The 20,349-nt window shown below is 61.9% G+C and carries 18 protein-coding genes; 8 read left to right on the forward strand and 10 right to left on the reverse strand.

Annotation, left to right across the window (positions count from 1 at the left end; all coding sequences use genetic code 11):
• The first annotated feature begins 486 nt into the window (after positions 1-486).
• The 4 genes from dnaA to gyrB are packed head-to-tail and all read left to right on the forward strand — an operon-like array spanning position 487 to position 6,705.
• Positions 487-2,016: a chromosomal replication initiator protein DnaA gene (gene dnaA, locus RT028_RS01450; RefSeq protein WP_312931611.1), complete on the forward strand. Its 1,530-nt coding sequence runs from the start codon at positions 487-489 to the stop codon at positions 2,014-2,016.
• 40 nt (positions 2,017-2,056) lie between these two features.
• Entirely contained in the window at positions 2,057-3,160 is a 1,104-nt protein-coding gene (gene dnaN, locus RT028_RS01455) for a DNA polymerase III subunit beta (RefSeq protein WP_312931612.1), read from the forward strand.
• Positions 3,161-3,176: 16 nt separating this feature from the next.
• Entirely contained in the window at positions 3,177-4,280 is a 1,104-nt protein-coding gene (recF, locus tag RT028_RS01460; RefSeq protein WP_312931774.1) for a DNA replication/repair protein RecF, read from the forward strand.
• Positions 4,281-4,284: 4 nt separating this feature from the next.
• Positions 4,285-6,705 carry a DNA topoisomerase (ATP-hydrolyzing) subunit B gene (gyrB, locus tag RT028_RS01465; protein ID WP_312931615.1) on the forward strand — a complete coding sequence of 807 codons (2,421 nt, stop codon included), beginning with the start codon at positions 4,285-4,287 and terminating at the stop codon, positions 6,703-6,705.
• Between the two features lie 77 nt (positions 6,706-6,782).
• On the opposite strand, the gene RT028_RS01470 is transcribed toward gyrB, so the two are convergent.
• The 5 genes from RT028_RS01470 to glyQ form a co-directional block, all read right to left on the reverse strand.
• Positions 6,783-7,220: a hypothetical protein gene (locus tag RT028_RS01470; RefSeq protein WP_312931617.1), complete on the reverse strand. Its 438-nt coding sequence runs from the start codon at positions 7,218-7,220 to the stop codon at positions 6,783-6,785.
• 324 nt (positions 7,221-7,544) lie between these two features.
• Positions 7,545-8,315: a lysophospholipid acyltransferase family protein gene (locus tag RT028_RS01475; protein WP_312931619.1), complete on the reverse strand. Its 771-nt coding sequence runs from the start codon at positions 8,313-8,315 to the stop codon at positions 7,545-7,547.
• A gap of 63 nt (positions 8,316-8,378) precedes the next feature.
• On the reverse strand, positions 8,379-8,906 hold the full coding sequence (gmhB, locus tag RT028_RS01480; protein ID WP_312931621.1) for a D-glycero-beta-D-manno-heptose 1,7-bisphosphate 7-phosphatase: 528 nt from the start codon (positions 8,904-8,906) through the stop codon (positions 8,379-8,381).
• Positions 8,907-8,909: 3 nt separating this feature from the next.
• Positions 8,910-10,964 (reverse strand): glycine--tRNA ligase subunit beta, encoded by a 2,055-nt coding sequence (glyS, locus tag RT028_RS01485; protein WP_312931623.1) that lies wholly within the window; start codon positions 10,962-10,964, stop codon positions 8,910-8,912.
• A complete protein-coding gene (glyQ, locus tag RT028_RS01490) occupies positions 10,961-11,908 on the reverse strand; it encodes a glycine--tRNA ligase subunit alpha (protein ID WP_312931625.1) in 948 nt (315 codons plus the stop codon). Before glyQ ends, glyS begins: the two co-directional genes overlap by 4 nt.
• Before the next feature lie 83 nt (positions 11,909-11,991).
• Between glyQ and RT028_RS01495 the strand changes: the two genes are divergently transcribed.
• Both RT028_RS01495 and RT028_RS01500 read left to right on the forward strand, forming a co-directional pair.
• Complete coding sequence (locus tag RT028_RS01495) at positions 11,992-12,543, forward strand: DNA-3-methyladenine glycosylase I (protein ID WP_312931627.1); 552 nt, start codon at positions 11,992-11,994, stop codon at positions 12,541-12,543.
• Positions 12,544-12,583: 40 nt separating this feature from the next.
• Positions 12,584-13,471 (forward strand): lysophospholipid acyltransferase, encoded by an 888-nt coding sequence (locus tag RT028_RS01500; RefSeq protein WP_312931629.1) that lies wholly within the window; start codon positions 12,584-12,586, stop codon positions 13,469-13,471.
• Between the two features lie 364 nt (positions 13,472-13,835).
• On the opposite strand, the gene RT028_RS01505 is transcribed toward RT028_RS01500, so the two are convergent.
• The 5 genes from RT028_RS01505 to def are packed head-to-tail and all read right to left on the reverse strand — an operon-like array spanning position 13,836 to position 18,359.
• Positions 13,836-14,147, reverse strand: a complete 312-nt coding sequence (locus RT028_RS01505) for a tetratricopeptide repeat protein (RefSeq protein ID WP_312931630.1) — start codon at positions 14,145-14,147, stop codon at positions 13,836-13,838.
• A 9-nt stretch (positions 14,148-14,156) separates the two neighbouring features.
• Complete coding sequence (gene trkA / locus RT028_RS01510) at positions 14,157-15,530, reverse strand: Trk system potassium transporter TrkA (RefSeq protein WP_312931632.1); 1,374 nt, start codon at positions 15,528-15,530, stop codon at positions 14,157-14,159.
• A gap of 22 nt (positions 15,531-15,552) precedes the next feature.
• Positions 15,553-16,863, reverse strand: coding sequence for a 16S rRNA (cytosine(967)-C(5))-methyltransferase RsmB (rsmB, locus tag RT028_RS01515; RefSeq protein WP_312931634.1), 1,311 nt, complete (start codon positions 16,861-16,863; stop codon positions 15,553-15,555).
• The gene (fmt, locus tag RT028_RS01520) at positions 16,860-17,792 is read right to left on the reverse strand and encodes a methionyl-tRNA formyltransferase (protein ID WP_312931635.1); all 933 of its coding nucleotides are present in this window, start codon (positions 17,790-17,792) and stop codon (positions 16,860-16,862) included. The genes rsmB and fmt overlap by 4 nt, the downstream gene beginning before the upstream one ends.
• Positions 17,793-17,852: 60 nt before the next feature.
• A complete protein-coding gene (gene def / locus RT028_RS01525; protein ID WP_312931636.1) occupies positions 17,853-18,359 on the reverse strand; it encodes a peptide deformylase in 507 nt (168 codons plus the stop codon).
• A gap of 208 nt (positions 18,360-18,567) precedes the next feature.
• Here def and dprA point away from each other — a divergent pair, with 208 nt between their 5' ends.
• The gene (dprA, locus tag RT028_RS01530) at positions 18,568-19,677 is read left to right on the forward strand and encodes a DNA-processing protein DprA (RefSeq protein WP_312931638.1); all 1,110 of its coding nucleotides are present in this window, start codon (positions 18,568-18,570) and stop codon (positions 19,675-19,677) included.
• A gap of 39 nt (positions 19,678-19,716) precedes the next feature.
• A complete protein-coding gene (locus RT028_RS01535) occupies positions 19,717-20,274 on the forward strand; it encodes an L-threonylcarbamoyladenylate synthase (protein WP_312931640.1) in 558 nt (185 codons plus the stop codon).
• Positions 20,275-20,349: the final 75 nt, after the last annotated feature.

Here is a 20,349-nt window from a genome sequence, read left to right on the forward strand (position 1 = left end):
TCCTTATGGGCGGCATCCGAGGGTCTGGAACGCGTGATGGCACGTCAGGGTTCCCACCCACGGACCAACCGATCAACATTGAAAATAAAGAGAGAGATATAAAAAGCTTTTTTAAAGAATCTATAACTCTTAAGGACGCCTGTTTCTGTGGATAACCTCGCAAAGGCCTTTGATCATGAGGGTTACAGCGATTTGAAAGCCTGTCGGAAACGCGTGCTGCGGCTGTGCGGGGGCTGCTTTCAAGCTGTGCATAACAAGGCTGGTTATCCACATGCAGGTTATGCACAAGCTGATCCACTGGGTTGTGCATAGCCCTCAAGTAGCGTTATCCACAGGGTTTATTCACAGGCTTAAACGCCATATACGTCAAAAAATGGCGCTTTCATCATGGAAGATCGGGCAACCTCATGTGGATAAGTTTCCTCTGCATGGGTACAATAGCCGGCTTGTCTTGGCCTTAGCGGCTCTCAAATTCAGGGGATATCCGTGTCAGTGGAACTTTGGCAGCAGTGCGTCGAGCTCTTGCGCGATGAGCTGCCTGCCCAGCAATTCAATACCTGGATCCGCCCACTACAGGTCGAGGCCGAAGGCACCGAGCTGCGTGTCTATGCGCCAAACCGCTTCGTGCTCGATTGGGTCAATGAAAAGTACCTTGGCCGTCTGCTCGAGCTGATTGGCGAGCGCGGCGATGGCATGGCCCCTGCGCTGTCGCTGTTGATCGGCAGCCGGCGCAGTTCTGCGCCTCGGGCCGCACCCAATGCGCCGGTCAGTGCGGCAATGGCTGCAGCTCACCAGCAGCAGGTGGCGCCGCCGCCTCCGAGCGTGCCGGCCAGCGAGCCTGTGAATAAGCCCACTGTCGAGTTTGCCCAGGTCAACCAGGTTGACCTGGCCTCTTCGCGTGACAGCTTCGATGCCATGGGTGAAACCGCGCCCACGCCCGCACCCAGCGCGCGCACCGAGCAACGCACCGTGCAGGTTGAAGGTGCGCTCAAGCACACCAGCTACCTGAACCGCACCTTCACCTTTGAAACCTTCGTCGAAGGTAAATCGAACCAGTTGGCGCGAGCGGCTGCCTGGCAGGTCGCGGATAACCCCAAGCATGGCTACAACCCACTGTTCCTTTATGGTGGTGTGGGCTTGGGTAAAACCCACTTGATGCATGCTGTGGGTAACCATCTGCTGAAGAAGAACCCCAATGCCAAGGTGGTCTACCTGCATTCGGAGCGCTTCGTCGCTGACATGGTCAAGGCCCTGCAGTTGAACGCGATCAACGAATTCAAGCGCTTCTACCGCTCGGTGGATGCCCTGCTGATCGACGACATCCAGTTCTTCGCCCGCAAGGAGCGTTCCCAGGAGGAGTTTTTCCACACCTTCAACGCCCTTCTCGAAGGTGGCCAGCAGGTGATTCTCACCAGCGACCGTTACCCGAAGGAAATCGAAGGCCTGGAAGAGCGGCTCAAGTCCCGCTTCGGCTGGGGCCTGACGGTTGCAGTGGAACCGCCTGAGCTGGAAACCCGCGTTGCGATCCTGATGAAGAAGGCCGACCAGGCGAAGGTCGACCTGCCGCACGATGCTGCTTTCTTCATTGCCCAACGCATCCGTTCGAACGTGCGTGAACTCGAAGGTGCGCTCAAGCGTGTCATTGCCCATTCGCACTTCATGGGGCGGGACATCACCATCGAGCTGATCCGCGAATCGCTCAAGGATCTGCTGGCGCTGCAAGACAAGCTGGTGAGTGTGGATAACATCCAACGCACTGTGGCGGACTACTACAAGATCAAGATCTCCGATCTGTTGTCCAAACGCCGCTCACGTTCGGTCGCTCGCCCACGCCAGGTAGCCATGGCCCTGTCCAAGGAGCTGACCAACCACAGTCTGCCCGAGATAGGCGACATGTTCGGTGGCCGGGACCACACAACGGTCTTGCATGCCTGCCGAAAGATCAACGAACTCAAGGAATCCGACGCGGACATCCGCGAGGACTACAAGAACCTGCTACGCACGCTGACCACCTGATGCGTACGTGCACTGCTTATTGAAGGCAAGGGACTAGACCATGCATTTCACCATTCAACGCGAAGCTTTGTTGAAACCCCTGCAACTGGTCGCAGGGGTCGTCGAGCGCCGTCAGACCTTGCCGGTCCTCTCCAACGTGCTGTTGGTCGTCGAGGGTCAGCAACTGTCACTGACCGGTACCGACCTGGAAGTGGAGCTGGTAGGCCGCGTGCAACTGGAAGAGCCAGCTGAGCCTGGTGAGATCACCGTTCCAGCGCGCAAGCTGATGGACATCTGCAAGAGCCTGCCAAGCGATGTGCTGATCGACATCAAGCTCGATGAGCAGAAGTTGCTGGTCAAGGCCGGCCGCAGCCGGTTCACGTTATCGACACTGCCGGCCAACGACTTCCCCAACGTCGAGGAAGGTCCGGGTTCGCTGACCTGTAACCTCGAGCAAAGCAAACTGCGTCGTCTGATCGAGCGCACCAGCTTTGCCATGGCGCAGCAGGATGTTCGCTATTACCTCAACGGCATGCTGCTGGAAGTCTCTACCGATACCCTGCGCGCAGTGGCCACCGATGGCCACCGCCTGGCGCTCTGCGCCATGCAGGCGAGCATTGGTCACGCTGAGCGTCACCAGGTGATCGTGCCGCGCAAGGGTATTCTGGAGCTGGCACGTCTGCTGACCGATCCCGAAGGCATGGTCAGCATCGTTCTGGGCCAGCATCACATTCGTGCCACTACCGGTGAGTTCACCTTCACGTCCAAGCTGGTCGATGGCAAATTCCCCGACTATGAGCGCGTGTTGCCTAAAGGTGGCGACAAGCTCGTCATCGGTGATCGTCAGGCGCTGCGCGAAGCCTTCAGCCGTACCGCGATTCTCTCGAACGAGAAATACCGCGGGATTCGCCTGCAACTGGCGAGCGGACAGCTGAAGATTCAGGCCAACAACCCCGAGCAGGAAGAAGCCGAAGAAGAGATCAGCGTCGACTACAACGGCGCCTCCCTGGAGATCGGCTTCAACGTCAGCTACTTGCTCGACGTGTTGGGTGTGATGACCACCGAGCAGGTGCGGTTGATCCTCTCGGACTCCAACAGCAGTGCGCTGCTGCAGGAAGCTGGCAACGACGATTCGTCGTACGTCGTCATGCCGATGCGTCTGTAACCGCACTGACGCCTCTATGTCCCTTCTACGCGTTTCGGTCACCGCGGTGCGCAATCTGCACCCGGTGACACTCTCCCCCTCCCCTCGAATCAACATCCTCTACGGCGACAACGGCAGCGGCAAGACCAGTGTGCTGGAGGCTGTTCACCTGTTGGGCCTGGCGCGTTCATTCCGCAGTGTTCGTCTCAACCCGGTGATTCAATACGAACAACCGACCTGCACGGTTTTTGGCCAGGTCGCCTTGAGCGAAGGCGGCACCAGCAACCTGGGTGTATCCAGAGAACGTCAGGGCGACTTCACCATTCGTATCGATGGGCAGAACGCTCGCAGTGCCGCGCAGCTTGCCGAGCTGTTACCGCTGCAGTTGATCAACCCAGACAGCTTCCGCCTTCTGGAAGGCGCACCCAAGGTACGTCGGCAGTTTCTCGACTGGGGAGTGTTCCACGTGGAACCCCGCTTCATGGCCACCTGGCAACGCCTGCAGAAGGCCTTGAGGCAGCGGAACTCGTGGCTGCGGCATGGTACACTTGACGCCGTTTCGCAAGCTGCCTGGGACCGCGAATTGAGTGCGTCCAGCGCGGAGATAGATGAGTACCGTCGCAGCTATATCGCGGCCTTGAAGCCGGTCTTTGAAAAGACCTTGAGTGAGTTGCTCGATCTTGAAGGTTTGACCCTCAGTTACTACCGAGGATGGGACAAAGATCGATCGCTGTCTGAAGTCCTGGCCACATCGCTTCAGCGTGACCAGCAAATGGGACATACCCAAGCCGGTCCTCAACGTGCTGACTTGCGCCTCAGACTGGGCGCGCACAACGCTGCCGACATCCTTTCACGGGGCCAGCAGAAGCTGGTGGTCTGTGCGCTGCGCATTGCCCAGGGTCACCTGGTCAACCAGACGCGTCGCGGTCAATGCATCTATCTGGTCGATGACTTGCCCTCTGAACTGGACGAGCAGCATCGACGCGCTCTGTGCCGCTTGCTTGAAGAATTGAACTGTCAGGTTTTCATCACCTGTGTAGACCACGAATTTCTGCGGGAGAGCTGGCAGAAGGAAACGCCAGTCGCCTTGTTCCACGTGGAACAAGGCCGTATCACCCAGACCCACGACCATCGGGAGTGAAGGCATGAGCGAAAATCAAACGTACGACTCTTCCAGCATCAAGGTGTTGAAAGGGCTGGATGCCGTGCGCAAGCGTCCCGGCATGTACATTGGCGATACCGATGACGGTAGCGGCCTGCACCACATGGTCTTCGAGGTCGTCGACAACTCGATCGACGAAGCCCTCGCTGGTCACTGTGACGACATCACGATCATCATTCACCCCGACGAGTCCATCAGCGTTCGGGACAATGGCCGGGGTATTCCGGTTGACGTGCACAAAGAAGAAGGCGTCTCCGCAGCCGAGGTCATCATGACCGTGCTGCACGCTGGCGGTAAGTTCGACGACAACTCGTACAAGGTGTCTGGTGGCCTGCACGGGGTTGGCGTTTCCGTAGTGAACGCGCTGTCCGAGCAGTTGATCCTTACCGTTCGCCGCAGTGGCAAGATCTGGGAACAGACCTATGTGCATGGTGTACCCCAGGAACCAATGGCCGTCGTGGGTGAAAGCGAAACCACCGGCACGCACATTCACTTCAAGCCTTCGGCTGACACCTTCAAGAACATCCACTTCAGCTGGGACATTCTGGCCAAGCGGATTCGTGAACTCTCGTTCCTCAACTCCGGCGTGGGCATCCTGCTCAAAGACGAGCGTTCGGGTAAGGAAGAGTTCTTCAAGTACGAAGGCGGCTTGCGCGCATTCGTTGAATACCTGAACACCAACAAGACGCCGGTCAACAGCCAGGTATTCCACTTCTCGGTACAGCGCGATGACGGTGTAGGGGTTGAAGTGGCGTTGCAGTGGAACGACAGCTTCAACGAAAACCTGCTGTGCTTCACCAACAACATTCCTCAGCGCGATGGTGGCACCCACCTTGTCGGTTTCCGTTCTTCCCTGACCCGTAGCCTGAACCACTACATCGAGCAGGAAGGCCTGGCGAAGAAGAACAAGGTCGCTACCACCGGTGACGACGCCCGCGAAGGCCTGACCGCGATCATTTCGGTGAAAGTGCCAGACCCCAAGTTCAGCTCGCAGACCAAGGACAAGCTGGTCTCTTCGGAGGTGAAAACCGCCGTCGAGCAAGAGATGAACAAGTACTTCTCTGACTTCCTGTTGGAAAACCCCAACGAAGCCAAGGCTGTGGTCGGCAAGATGATCGATGCCGCACGGGCGCGTGAAGCGGCACGTAAAGCGCGCGAGATGACCCGTCGTAAAGGCGCACTGGATATCGCCGGTCTCCCGGGCAAGCTGGCTGACTGCCAGGAGAAGGACCCTGCCCTCTCCGAACTGTACCTGGTGGAGGGTGACTCCGCAGGCGGCTCGGCCAAGCAAGGCCGTAACCGCCGCACGCAAGCGATCCTGCCGCTCAAGGGCAAGATCCTCAACGTCGAGAAAGCACGCTTCGACAAGATGATCTCGTCACAGGAAGTGGGCACGCTGATCACCGCACTGGGCTGTGGTATCGGCCGCGATGAGTACAACATCGACAAGTTGCGCTACCACAACATCATCATCATGACCGATGCTGACGTGGACGGTTCGCACATCCGTACCCTGCTGCTGACCTTCTTCTTCCGTCAGTTGCCGGAGCTGGTCGAGCGCGGTTACATCTACATCGCTCAGCCGCCGCTGTACAAGGTCAAGAAGGGCAAGCACGAGCAATACATCAAGGACGACGAGGCCATGGAGGAATACATGACCCAGTCGGCCCTGGAAGATGCGAGCCTGCACCTGGACGAGTCAGCGCCACCAGTGTCGGGTGTTCAGCTGGAAAGCCTGGTGAACGATTTCCGCGCGGTGATGAAAACGCTCAAGCGCCTGTCGCGTCTGTATCCCGAAGAGCTCACCGAGCACTTCATCTACATGACCGAAATCACCCAGGAGCAGCTCGGCGATCACGCGCACATGCAAGCCTGGCTGGCCAACTACCAAGAGCGCCTGCTTGGCACCCAGCGTTCTGGCCTGGCCTACAAAGCCACATTGCGTGAGGACAAGGAGCGCAGCGTCTGGTTGCCTGAGGTGGAGATCACATCCCACGGCCTGGCCAGCTATGTCACGTTCAACCGCGACTTCTTCGGCAGCAATGACTACCGCTCGGTGGTCAATATCGGCAACAAGCTCAGCACCCTGTTCGGTGAAGGCGCCTACGTGAAACGAGGCGAGCGCCGCAAGGCGGTGTCGGAGTTCAAGGACGTGCTGAACTGGCTGATGAATGAGTCGACCAAGCGGCACACCATTCAGCGCTATAAAGGTCTGGGCGAGATGAACCCCGACCAGCTGTGGGAAACCACCATGGACCCTGCAGTGCGCCGCATGCTGAAGGTCACGATCGAAGACGCCATTGGTGCTGACCAGCTGTTCAACACCCTCATGGGTGATGCGGTCGAGCCACGTCGCGAATTCATCGAAAGCAATGCCCTGTCGGTGTCCAACCTGGACTTCTAAGTCCGCGGATGGCCGATTGAAAAATGCCCCGGACCCAGGTTCGGGGCATTTTTTTATGCTCGGGATATGGACCTGACTCAGCGCTGGCCAATCAGATCCCACACCTGCGCCAACCCAATGCCATGACTTACTCCATAGATCAGACAAATCCCTGAACTGACCCAGATGAAGCGTGGAGATCGCCCAGACCCGCGCAGTGCGATAGGGCCCGCGATCCCACGTACCAGGTAGCACAGCGTGATGGCACACAGTGCCGGGCGAAGTGTTGGCAAGGGTGGCACCACGCCTGCCCCTGACAGCGCGTACACGCCGAACCCCGTGAGCACGACAGCGATGCCGAGAGTAATGACAGCGGGATAGCGTTTACCCGCTTCAGCAGCCCTGACGAAGCGTTTCCCTGCTCCAAGCCAGTCATACCAGGCTGGCCCGCCTGCAATGACGCCAAGGTGCAGCAAGGCTGCTGTAAAACTAAGGCCCGCCCCTACCATCAGCGCGATGTTGTAATCAGTCGTCAATCTCTCACTCCCTTGAGAACGCTCGTGGTCAATCGCCACGATCATAGCGGCAGACGTCTACTGCGAGGAGCATCCAATACGTTGCTTTTCAGCTTTTTTCAGGCGGGATCGCGGGATGTCTTGGCCGATCATCCGAGACGCAGAAAATCGCTAAAACAGCAGACACAAAAAAACCGACGCAAGCGCCGGTTTTTCAAATCCGAAAAAACTTATGCACGATTTTCGGAAAAAACTGTTCGATAAAAATAACCAGCTATTTCAAATACTTAGATATTGATTTGACGCATCTTCAGGAAAGTTGCTCACATCTTATCCACAGATTGGTCAAGCAACCTGCTCGGGCACGTTTTCCGTCAAAACGGGCAACGAACCCAACGCTCGCTGAGTGGCTTCATTCCAGGCCTGAGCGCGTTCATTGAGCTCGGCAATGGCACGTGGGCCCTCGCCTGTTGCGTACATCGGCTCACCGATCACCACCTCGATCACCCCTGCCCGCTTGCCCCAACCTGACTTGGGCCAGAACTTGCCGGCATTGTGTGCAATCGGCAGCACTGGCAGGCCGGCGTTGACCGCCAGCGCAGTGCCCCCGCGCGAGAACTTGCCGATTTCACCGTGAGGTACACGGGTGCCCTCGGGGAAGATCAGTACCCAGATGCCTTGCTTGAGCAGTTCATCACCCTTCTTGGCCACCTGGCGCAGGGCCGCTTTCGGGTTGTCCCGGTCGATGGCGATAGGCCGCAGCATGGCCATGGCCCAACCGAAGAACGGCACGTAGAGCAGCTCGCGCTTGAGCACCTGGCTTAGCGGCGAGAAATAGGCGGACAGGAAAAAGGTTTCCCAGGTGCTCTGGTGATTGGACAGGATCACACAAGGCGTTTGCGGGACATGTTCAGCGCCCGTGATCTTGTAGCGAATGCCCAGCATCACCCGCGTCAGCAGAACGGCGAAGCGGCACCAGTAGACGTTGATGAATCGATAGCGCTGGCGGAACGGCAGGAACGGCGCGATGAAGAAGCTCAGCGTGCACCAGAGCAGCGAGCTGCTGCCCAGCAGCAGGTAAAAAAGAAAGATTCTGATCGCCTGCAGGATCGACATAGTGACATGTACCGTTGCGGGACCTGCCCGCCTGAGAAAAAGCGCGCCGCAACGGCGCACTGTTTAAATTAGGGCTCTGGCCACGCTGGCCAGATCGTCATGAATCAATGTGCCAGCCGGCACGCCCTTGCTCAGGGTGCGCTCGCCTTTGCCGGTCTTGACCAGCACCGGTTGCGCGCCTGCGGCAAGCGCTGCGTCCAGGTCGCTGCGACTGTCGCCCACGAACCAGACGTCTTCGAGCGCATGCTGATAGTGCGCAGCGATCGTCTCCAGCATGCCCGGCTTGGGCTTGCGGCAGGCGCAGCCCTCGTCCGGACCATGTGGGCAGTGCACGATCAGCCCGACCGCCCCGCCCTGCTCGGCCACCAGCGCGCGCAAGCGCGCGTGCATGGCCTCCAGCGTGTCTGCCGAATAGTAGCCGCGCGCCAGGCCGGACTGGTTAGTGGCAACCGCCACCGTCCAGCCGGCCTTGCTCAACTGCGCAATCGCCTCGATCGAGCCGGGAATGGGAATCCACTCCTGCACCGACTTGATGTACGCGTCGGAATCGAAGTTGATCACCCCGTCCCGGTCAAGAATCAGCAGCTTCAAGGCTCACCCCAGCAGCGAGATGTCGGCAACACCCAGGAACAAACCGCGCAGGCGGCTGAGCAAGGCGTAACGGTTGGCGCGCACCTTGGCATCCTCGGCATTGACCATCACTGCCTCGAAGAAGGCGTCAACCGGCTCACGCAAGGCGGCCAGGCGGGCGAGGGTTTCGCTGTACTGGCGTGCCTGGGCCATGGGTTGCACGGCGTGGTCGGCCTGCTGGATGGCTGAGTACAGCGAGAACTCGTTGGCATTGTCGAAATACTTCGGTTCCACCTGGGGCGAGATCGCGCCTTCGGCTTTGCTCAGCAGGTTCGAGACGCGCTTGTTGACTGCGGCCAGGGCGTTGGCTTCCGGCAGCTTGCGGAAGGCCTGCACGGCTTGCACGCGCTGGTCGAAGTCCAGTGCAGAGGTGGGCTTGAGGGCCCGGACGGACAGGTAGGTGGCCACATCGACGCCTTCGTCTTCGTAACGTGCACGCAGGCGATCGAAGATGAATTCCAGCACCTGTTCGCTCAGGCCTTGCACCTTCACCGTGCTGCCGAACTGGGCCACGGCCGACTGCACCGCTTCGGTCAGGTCGAGGTCGAGCTTTTTCTCGATGAGGATGCGCAGCACACCCAATGCGGCACGCCGCAGGGCGTACGGGTCTTTGCTGCCAGTCGGCAGCATGCCAATGCCAAAGATGCCGACCAGGGTGTCGAGCTTGTCGGCAATGGCCACCGCCGCACCGGTCAGGGTCTCCGGCAGTTCGGCACCAGCGCCACGCGGCATGTACTGCTCGTTCAAGGCCTTGGCGACGTCATCAGGTTCGCCATCGTTGACGGCGTAGTAGTAACCGGCGATGCCCTGCATTTCCGGGAACTCGCCGACCATTTCAGTGGCCAGGTCGCACTTGGACAGCAGGCCGGCGCGGGCAGCACGCTGGGCGTCGCCACCGATGCGGGGGGCGATCAGTGCAGCCAGCCTGGAAACACGCACTGCCTTGTCGTAGACGCTGCCCAACTGGGCCTGGAAGACGACGTTCTTCAGCCGCTCGTTGAAGGTTTCCAGGGGCTGCTTCTTGTCTTGCTTGAAGAAGAACTCGGCGTCGGTCAGGCGTGGGCGCACGACCTTTTCGTTACCGTGAATGATCTGCTGCGGATCACGGCTTTCGATGTTGGCCACGGTGATGAAGCGCGGCAGCAATTTGCCGTCGTCATCGAGCAGGCAGAAATACTTCTGGTTGTCCTGCATGGTGGTGATCAGCGCTTCCTGCGGCACATCGAGGAAGCGTTCCTCGAACGAGCACACCAGCGGCACCGGCCATTCCACCAGCGCCGTCACTTCATCGAGCAGCGCAGGCGGCACGATGGCACTGCCGCCGTGCTGGCGGGCCAGCTCGTGGGTGCGCTTGGCGATCAGCTCGCGGCGCTCGGCGAAATCGGCGATGACCGAAGCCTTGCGCAGGTCTTCGGCATAATTTGCCGGGCTGCTGATCAGCACGGGTTCCGGATGATGGAAGCGGTGACCCCGCGAGTGCCGACCAGCCTTTTGCGACAGCAAGGTGCAATCCACCACGTCGTCGCCAAGCAGCATCACCAGCCATTGCGGTGGACGCACGAACTCTTCACGGCTCGCCGCCCAGCGCATGCGCTTGGGAATCGGCAGGTCGTTGAGGGAATCTTCGACGATGGTCGGCAGCAGGTCGCGGGTAGCTTTGCCCGGAATGTGCTGGGAGAAACGCAGCTTGGCGCCGCTCTGGTCGATCTCGGCCAGCTCGACACCGCATTTCTTGGCGAAGCCCAGTGCGGCCTGGGTCGGGTTGCCGTCGGCGTCGAAGGCAGCCTGACGGGGCGGGCCATCGATGTTGATGCTGCGGTCGGACTGCTGCAGCTCGAGCTGGCGAATCAGCACCGCCAGGCGCCGTGGCGCGGCATACACCTGTTTGCCGGCGTAGCCCAGGCCAGCGCCCTGCAGGCCTTTTTCGATGCCGGCCAGCAGTGCATCGCCGAGGGCGGCCAGCACTTTCGGGGGCAGCTCTTCGGTACCCAGTTCAATCAGGAAATCGTGGGCACTCATTGTGCAACCTCCAGCTTGGCCAACACTTCATCACGCAGTTCAGGGGTCGCCATGGGGAAGCCCATGCGCGCCCGTGCCATCAGGTAGCTCTGTGCCACGTCACGGGCCAGGGTACGTACGCGCAGGATGTAGCGCTGGCGTTCGGTGACCGAGATGGCGCGACGGGCATCGAGCAGGTTGAAGGTGTGCGAGGCCTTCAGGACCATTTCGTAGGTCGGCAGCGGCAGGTCCAGCTTGATCAGGCGGTTGGCTTCGCTTTCATAGAAGTCGAACAGCTCGAACAGTTTCTCGACGTTGGCGTGCTCGAAGTTGTAGGTCGACTGCTCCACTTCGTTCTGGTGGAACACGTCGCCGTAGGTGACCACGCCGAACGGGCCATCGGCCCAGATCAGGTCGTAGACCGAATCGACGCCCTGGATGTACATGGCCAGGCGCTCCAGGCCATAGGTGATTTCACCGGTGACCGGGTAGCACTCGATGCCGCCAGCCTGCTGGAAGTAGGTGAACTGCGAAACTTCCATGCCGTTCAGCCAGATTTCCCAGCCCAGACCCCAGGCACCGAGGGTCGGAGACTCCCAGTTGTCTTCGACGAAACGAATATCGTGCACCAGCGGATCAAGACCGATCGACTTCAGCGAGCCGAGGTACAGCTCCTGGAAATTGGAGGGGTTCGGCTTGAGCACGACCTGGAACTGGTAATAGTGCTGCAGGCGGTTGGGATTCTCGCCATACCGCCCGTCGCCAGGACGGCGGCTTGGCTGCACATAGGCCGCGTTCCAGCTTTCCGGGCCGACGGCGCGCAGGAAGGTGGCGGTATGGAAAGTGCCGGCGCCTACTTCCATATCGTAGGGCTGAAGCACCACACAACCTTGCTCGGCCCAGTACTTCTGCAGGGCGAGGATCAAGTCTTGGAAGGTACGCACGGCTGGCGTAGGCTGGCTCACGAAATTCACCTGTATCTGGGGATGCGGATGTAAAGAGCGGGAGTATAACCCGATTCGCCTCGCCCTCTACGTATTGGAGCCTTATGCCACGCTGCTTTTGGTGTACCGACGATCCGTTGTATCAGGCCTATCACGACCATGAATGGGGTACGCCGCGGCGTGATCCGGCGTTGCTCTTCGAGATGCTTTTGCTCGAAGGGTTCCAGGCCGGGTTGTCGTGGATCACCGTGCTGCGCAAACGCGAACGCTACCGCGAAGTGCTCTACGGGTTCGATCCGGTGCAACTGGCGCAGATGAGCGATGCGCGAATCGAGGAACTGATGCAGGAGCCCGGCATCATCCGCAATCGCCTCAAGCTCAACGCCGCGCGGCGCAATGCGCAGGCCTGGCTGGCTGTGGATAACCCCGCCGAGTGGCTGTGGTCGTTCGTCGGGGGCGAGCCCAAGGTCAATCATTTCGTCGACCGCAGCGAGATCCCGGTCTTTACCGAACAGGCCACCGCCATGAGCAAGGCCTTGAAGAAGGCCGGTTTCACCTTCGTCGGCCCGACCATCTGCTACGCCCTGATGCAGGCCACGGGCATGGTCATGGACCACACCACCGATTGCGATCGCTACGCCGAGCTGGTGCGCTGAGGGTTACAATGCGCGGCTTGCAGTCATAAGGAATCCTCCTGTGGAAAAATTCAAAGGCGCCGTGATGGTCGGGGCCTTGCGCCTGTTCGCCAAGCTCCCGTGGGCTGGCGTGCAGCGTGTGGGCGCTGGCATGGGATGGCTGATGTGGAAGTTGCCCACCGGTTCGCGCAATGTGGTGCGGATCAATCTGGCCAAGTGCTTCCCGGAGATGGACCCGATCGAACGCGAGCAGTTGGTCGGGCGCGCCCTGCGCGACATCGGCAAGTCGTTCGTGGAAAGCGCCTGCGCGTGGATCTGGGCGCCGCAGCGCTCGATCGACCTGGTCAAGGAGGTCGAGGGCCTGGAGGTGCTGGAGCAGGCGCTGGCCTCTGGCAAGGGCGTAGTGGGCATCACCAGCCACCTGGGTAACTGGGAAGTGCTCAATCATTTCTATTGCAGCCAGTGCAAGCCGATCATCTTCTACCGGCCGCCCAAGCTCAAGGCGGTGGACGACCTGCTGCGTGAACAACGTGTGCAGATGGGCAACCGGGTCGCGCCCTCCACCAAGGAAGGCATTCTCAGTGTCATCAAGGAGGTTCGCCGCGGTGGCCAGGTAGGGATTCCGGCTGATCCGGAGCCCGCAGAATCTGCCGGGGTCTTCGTGCCGTTCCTCGGCACCCAGGCGCTGACCAGCAAGTTCGTGCCGAACATGCTCGCCGGTGGCAAGGCGGTCGGCGTGTTCCTGCACGCCCTGCGCCTGCCCGATGGCTCGGGCTTCAAGGTGATCCTGGAGGCAGCGCCCGAGGCCATGTACAGCCTGGACGCTGCGGAGTCCGCAGCGGCGATGAGCCAGGTGGTGGAGCGTTATGTCCGGGCCTATCCGAGCCAGTACATGTGGAGCATGAAGCGCTTCAAGAAGCGCCCGGCCGGGGAAGCGCGCTGGTATTGAGCAGGCGGTGGCGCCTGGAGTGAGCCTGGCTCCACCCGTCTGGCGGGTATGAGGCCATTGGGGCCGCTTTGCGGCCCATCGCGACTGAAGTCGCTCCAACCGGGATCGCATTCGTCTCCTGAAATGATTTCGTCAGGCCTGCCGCGATCGGGTGGGAGCCAGCTGTCTTTCCCTAAGGGCCGACAAACGGTCGGATCAGGCTTTCTTCAACAGCAACGCGGTCCGTGTGGGAGCGGCTTCAGCCGCGATGGCCGGCAACGCCGGCCTGACTCAAGCAACGCGCAATAGCAGGCAGACAGTGATCGCAGTCTTGGGTCGGCTCTGCCGGCCCCATACCTGCCGCAGGTGCTGGCGGAGGGCGTTGTTACCGCGCTTTATCAAGCTTCTTGAGAAACACGGTCATCTCTTTCTCGGCCTGCTTGTCGCCATGGGCCTGCGCCGCGGCTACGCCCTCCTCCCAGGCCTTGCGTGCCGCCGCGACATCACCCGCCAGCTGATACGCCTTGCCCAACAGCTTCCAGGCGGCCGAGTATTTCGGGTCTTGCTCCACGCAGCGGGCCAGGTGTTGCGCAGCTTCGCTGCCGTTGCCCTCATCGAGCCAGGCCTTGCCCAGGCCGAAACGCAGCAGCGGGTTATCCACACCCTTGGCCAGCATCTTTTCCAGTGATTCGCGCATTGCCCTCTCCTAGAAGAAACTCAGCCCCACGTGGAACAGCTTTTCCACGTCACGAATGTGTTTTTTATCCACAACGAACAGAATCACATGGTCGCCGCTTTCGATCACCGTCACATCGTGCGCGATCAGCACCTGCTCGGCGCGGATGATGGCGCCGATGGTGGTCCCCGGCGGCAGCGAAATCTCTGCAATCGCCTTGCCCACCACCTTGCTCGACTTGGCATCGCCATGCGCCACGGCCTCGATGGCTTCCGCCGCGCCACGGCGCAGGGAGTGCACGCTGACGATGTCGCCCCGACGCACATGCGCCAGCAGTGTGCCGATGGTGGCGAGTTGCGGGCTGATGGCGATGTCGATGTCGCCGCCTTGCACCAGGTCGACGTAGGCCGGGTTGTTGATCAGCGTCATCACCTTGCGCGCGCCCAGGCGCTTGGCCAGCAAGGACGACATGATGTTGGCCTCGTCGTCGTTGGTCAGGGCCAGGAACACATCGGCCTGTGCAATGTTTTCCTCGAGCATCAAGTCTCGGTCCGAGGCGCTGCCCTGGAGCACCACGGTACTTTCCAGCGTGTCGGACAGGTGCCGGCAGCGGGCCGGATTCACTTCGATGATCTTCACCTGGTAGCGGCTCTCGATGGCCTCTGCCAGGCGCTCGCCGATCTGCCCGCCGCCGGCGATCACCACCCGCTTGTAGCTCTCATCGATTTGCCGCAGCTCGCCCATGACGGCGCGGATATCGCGTTTGGCGGCGATGAAGAACACTTCGTCGTCGGCCTCGATGACCGTGTCGCCTTGCGGCTTGATCGGCCGGTCGCGGCGGAAGATCGCGGCTACGCGGGTGTCGACGTTGGGCATGTGCGCGCGAATCTGGCGCAGTTGCTGGCCCACCAACGGGCCGCCGTAATAGGCCTTGACCGCCACCAGTTGCGCCTTGCCGCCGGCGAAGTCGATGACCTGCAGTGCGCCGGGCTGCTCGATCAGGCGCTTGATGTAGTGAGTCACCACCTGCTCGGGGCTGATCAACACGTCGACGGGAATCGCCTCGTTGTCGAACAGCTCGGTGCGCGTCAGGTATGCCGCCTCGCGCACCCGGGCGATCTTGGTCGGGGTGTGGAACAGGGTGTAGGCGACCTGGCAGGCGACCATGTTGGTTTCGTCGCTGTTGGTCACCGCCACCAGCATGTCGGCGTCTTCCGCGCCGGCCTGGCGCAGCACCGTGGGCAGCGAGCCGCGGCCCTGGATGGTACGAATGTCGAGGCGATCGCCGAGGTTGCGCAGGCGCTCGGCATCGGTGTCGATCACGGTGATGTCATTCGCTTCGCTGGCCAGGTTTTCCGCGAGCGTGCCGCCCACCTGACCGGCGCCGAGGATGATGATCTTCATCGGCTGGTTCTGCCTTTTGTTGTTATCCGCGCGAGGCGGCGATCTTGATCAGTTTGGCGTAGTAGAAACCGTCGTGGCCGCCTTCCTGGGCCAGTAACTGGCGCCCGTGTGGCTGGCGCAGGCCGGCCTCGGTGGCCAGGTCCAGCTCGCGGGCACCGGGGGTGCGGGCGAGGAACGCGGCGATCACCTCGGTGTTCTCGGTGGGCAGGCTGGAGCAGGTGGCATACAGCAGCATGCCGCCGACGTCCAGGGTTGGCCAGAGCGCATCGAGCAGTTCCCCTTGCAGGTTGGCCAGTGCCGGGATGTCTTCGGGCTGGCGGGTCAGCTTGATGTCGGGGTGGCGGCGAATCACGCCAGTGGCCGAGCAGGGCGCGTCGAGCAGGATGCGCTGGAACGGCGTGCCGTCCCACCAGCTGGCGGTGTCGCGGGCGTCGCAGGCGATCAGTTGCGCATCGAGCTGCAGCCGGCCGAGGTTCTCGCGCACGCGCACCAGGCGTTTGGCTTCCAGGTCGATGGCCACCATCTGCGCGAGGCCCGGTTCGGCTTCGAGCAGGTGGCAGGTCTTGCCGCCCGGCGCGCAGCAGGCGTCGAGCACGCGCTGACCGGGGGCCAGCTCGAGCAGGTCGGCCGACAGCTGCGCGGCTTCGTCCTGCACACTGATCCAGCCTTCGGCAAAGCCCGGCAGGCTGCGTACGTCGCACGGGGTGTCGAGCACGATGCCATCGCGGCTGTAGCGACAGGCCGTGGCGCCAGTGCCCGCCTCGGCCAGCAGCGCCAGGTAGGCGTCGCGCGCGTGATGGCGGCGGTTGACCCGCAGGATCATCGGCGGGTGCGCATTGTTGGCGGCGCAGATGGCTTCCCACTGTTCTGGCCAGAAGGCCTTGAGCGACTTTTGCAGCCAGCGCGGATGGGCGGTGCGCGCCACGGGGTCGCGTTCCAGGCCGGCCAACAGGTCGGCGCCCTCACGCTGTGCGCGGCGCAGCACGGCGTTGAGCAGGCCTTTGGCCCAAGGCTTTTTCAGCTTGTCAGCGCAGCCGACGGTTTCACCCAGCGCGGCATGGGCCGGGATGCGGGTGTAAAACAGCTGGTACAGGCCGACCAGCAGCAGCGCCTGAACATCGGCATCCGCCGCCTTGAACGGCTTCTGCAGCAATTGCGCGGCGAGCAGGTCCAGGCGCGGCTGCCAGCGGGCGGTGCCGAAGGCGAGGTCCTGGGTCAGGCCTCGGTCGCGCTCGTCGACCTTGTCCAGTTGCGCCGGCAAGGCGCTGTTCAGCGAGGCCTTGCCGCTGAGCACGGCAGCGAGGGCGCGGGCGGCAGCCAACCGTGGATTCATTGGCCCAGCACCTTGCCGTCAGCGAATTTCTCGCGGCGGCTGTTGAACAGGTCACTGAAGGCAAGCGCCTTGCCGCCAGGCAGTTGCAGGCGAGTCAGGCTCAGGGCCTGGTCACCGCAGGCGACCAGCAGGCCGTCTTTACTGGCCGACAGAATCTGCCCCGGGGCGCCTTGACCCGCCTTCACGCTGGCTGCGAGTATCTTCACGGTTTCGCCGTCGAGCGTGCTGTGGCAGACCGGCCAGGGGTTGAAGGCGCGCACCAGGCGCTCCAGCTCGACAGCCGGCTGGCGCCAGTCGAGGCGCGCTTCGTCCTTGTTCAGCTTGTGCGCGTAGGTGGCCAGTGCATCGTCTTGCACCTCGCCCTGCAGCGAGCCGTCGGCCAGGCCAGCGATGGCCTGGATAACGGCAGGCGGACCCATCTGCGCCAGACGATCGTGCAGGCTGCCGCCGGTGTCGTCGGCGCTTATCGGCGTCACGGCCTTGAGCAGCATGGGACCGGTGTCCAGGCCCGCTTCCATGCGCATCACGGTCACGCCGCTCTGGGCATCGCCCGCTTGCACGGCGCGCTGGATCGGCGCTGCACCGCGCCAGCGTGGCAGCAGGGACGCATGGCTGTTGATGCAGCCCAGGCGCGGGATGTCCAGCACCGCCTGGGGCAGGATCAGGCCGTAGGCCACCACCACCATGAGGTCGGGTTCGAGCGCGGCAAGCTCGGCCTGGGCGTCGGCGTTGCGCAAGGTGGGCGGCTGCATGACCGGGATGTCATGGGCCGCGGCCAACTGCTTGACCGGGCTGGGCATGAGCTTCTGGCCGCGACCGGCCGGGCGGTCCGGCTGGGTATAGACGGCCACCACCTGGTAGGGGCTGTCGAGCAGGGCCTTGAGGTGTTCGGCGGCAAACTCTGGGGTGCCCGCAAAGACAATGCGCATCACGTTCTCGCTTCGGAAAAGAAGAAGGCTTGCCGCAGCAAGCCTTCTGGAAGGTGGGGGTCAGGCCTGCTGGCGGTGCTGCTTTTCCAGCTTCTTCTTGATTCGGTCGCGTTTGAGCTGCGACAGGTAGTCAACGAACAGCTTGCCATTGAGGTGGTCCAGTTCGTGCTGGATACACACCGCCAGCAGCCCTTCGGCTTCGAGCTCGTACGGCTTGCCGTCGCGGTCTTGCGCTTTGATGCGCACACGCATCGGGCGGTCGACGTTCTCGTAGAAGCCGGGCACTGACAGGCAGCCTTCCTGGTACTGGCCCATGTCGTGGGTCAGCTCTTCGACCTCTGGGTTGATGAAGACGCGCGGTTCGCTGCGGTCTTCGCTCAGGTCCATCACCACCAGGCGCAGGTGCACGTCGACCTGCGAGGCAGCAAGACCGATACCCGGCGCTTCGTACATGGTTTCAAACATGTCATCGATCAGCTGGCGCAGGGCGTCATCGAACGCCGTCACCGGTTTGGCGATGGTGCGCAGGCGCGGGTCCGGAAATTCGAGGATGTTCAAAATGGCCATAAGGTCAGGCAGTCACTGTGCGGTCGGTTGAAAACTGGACACACATAATAAAGGGAATCAGCCGATTCATCACCTGGCAAAGGTCGGCTAGGGTTTCAACGGTCATTTTCCGGCCTGTTTGATCGACAGGTTTTCAAACTATTATCAACAGAGTTATCCACAGGTTGTGCAGCCTGCTGCAACCGCTCTGGATCAAGGATGATCGCTCATGTCGACTGACCTCTACCCAACCTGCCCGCCTGCTGAACTGCAAGCGCGCCTGCGCTTGCACAGCCTGCCCGAGATCGGCCCGCGACGCTTCCAGACGCTGATCGCAGCCTTTGGCAGTGCCAGCTCGGCGCTTGCCGCGCCTGCATCGGCCTGGCGCTCGCTGGGCGTTCCTGCGGCCAGCAGCGATGCCCGGCGCAGCCCCGAGGTACGCGCCTCTGCCACCGCCGCAATGGCCTGGCTAGAGCGTCCGGCCCAGCATTTGCTGATGTGGGACGACCCTCGCTACCCCGCCTTGCTGGCGGAAATCCCCGACGCCCCACCGTTGTTGTTCGTGGCCGGCGACCCAAGCCTGATGGACACACCGCAATTGGCCCTGGTCGGCAGCCGCCGTGCAACGCCGCCGGCGCTGGACACCGCCGCCGCGTTTTCTCGCTGCCTGGCCAAGGCCGGTTTCACCATCACCAGTGGCCTGGCCCTGGGCATTGACGGCGCCGCTCACCGTGCGGCGATGGACGCTGGCGGTCGCACGATTGCGGTCCTCGGCAGCGGCCTGCAAAAACTTTATCCACAGCGCCACCGCGACCTTGCCCGGCAGATATCCGAATGCGGTTCGGCGGTGGTTTCCGACTATCCGCTCGAGGCCGGGCCGATGCCGGCCAATTTTCCCCGGCGCAACCGCATCATCAGCGGGCTGTCGCTGGGCGTGCTGGTGGTCGAGGCAGGGCTGGCCAGTGGCTCGTTGATCACCGCCCGGCTTGCTGCCGAACAGGGCCGCGAGGTGTATGCCATTCCAGGGTCGATCCACCATCCGGGGTCCAAGGGCTGTCACCAGCTGATCCGCGATGGCGCATTGCTGGTCGAGAGCGTTCAACAGATTCTCGACACCTTGAGCGGCTGGCAGAACCTGCCGCCGGCACCGGCTGCTGGCACACCCGCGCCAGCGACCGATCCGCTGCTGGTGCTGCTGCACGCGGCCCCGCTCACCAGCGAAGGCCTGGCGCTGAGCAGTGGTCGGGCGCTGAGCGAGGTGTTGGCCAGCCTCAGCGAACTTGAGATCGATGGCAAAGTCAGCTGTGAAGCCGGCCGTTGGTTTGCGCGCTCCGGCTAAGTAAACTGCGCCTCGGCCTTGAATGCGGAGAAACAGCAAATGGTGAGCAGTTGGCGTGTGCAACAAGCCGCACGTGAGATTCGCGCGGGGGCGGTGATTGCTTATCCGACGGAAGCGGTCTGGGGCCTGGGCTGCGACCCCTGGGACGAGGACGCCGTGCATCGCCTGTTGGCACTCAAGTCACGGCCCCTGCACAAAGGCCTGATTCTGGTGGCCGACAACATCCGCCAGTTCGACTTCCTGTTCGAGGATTTCCCCGAAGAGTGGATCGACCGCATGAGCGCAACCTGGCCCGGGCCCAATACCTGGCTGGTGCCGCATCAGGACCTGCTGCCTGAATGGGTGACCGGTGAGCATGACAGCGTTGCCCTGCGCGTCAGCGACCATCCGCAGGTGCGTGAGCTGTGTGCGTTGGTCGGCCCGCTGATCTCGACCTCAGCCAACCCGGGCGGACGCCCGGCAGCCAAGACCCGCTTGCGCGTGGAGCAGTACTTCCATGGGCAGCTCGATCACGTACTGGGCGGCGCCTTGGGCGGGCGCAAGAACCCCAGCGTGATTCGTGACCTGATCACCGGCGAGGTCGTGCGTCCAGGCTGATTTCTTCGTGTGTGGGGTTCACCCGCGAGGGCCGGCAAAGCCGGCTCGACCTCGGCAGCGCGGGGTCGAACCCAT

The organism is Pseudomonas sp. (assembly GCF_032058845.1).
Classification (GTDB): domain Bacteria; phylum Pseudomonadota; class Gammaproteobacteria; order Pseudomonadales; family Pseudomonadaceae; genus Aquipseudomonas.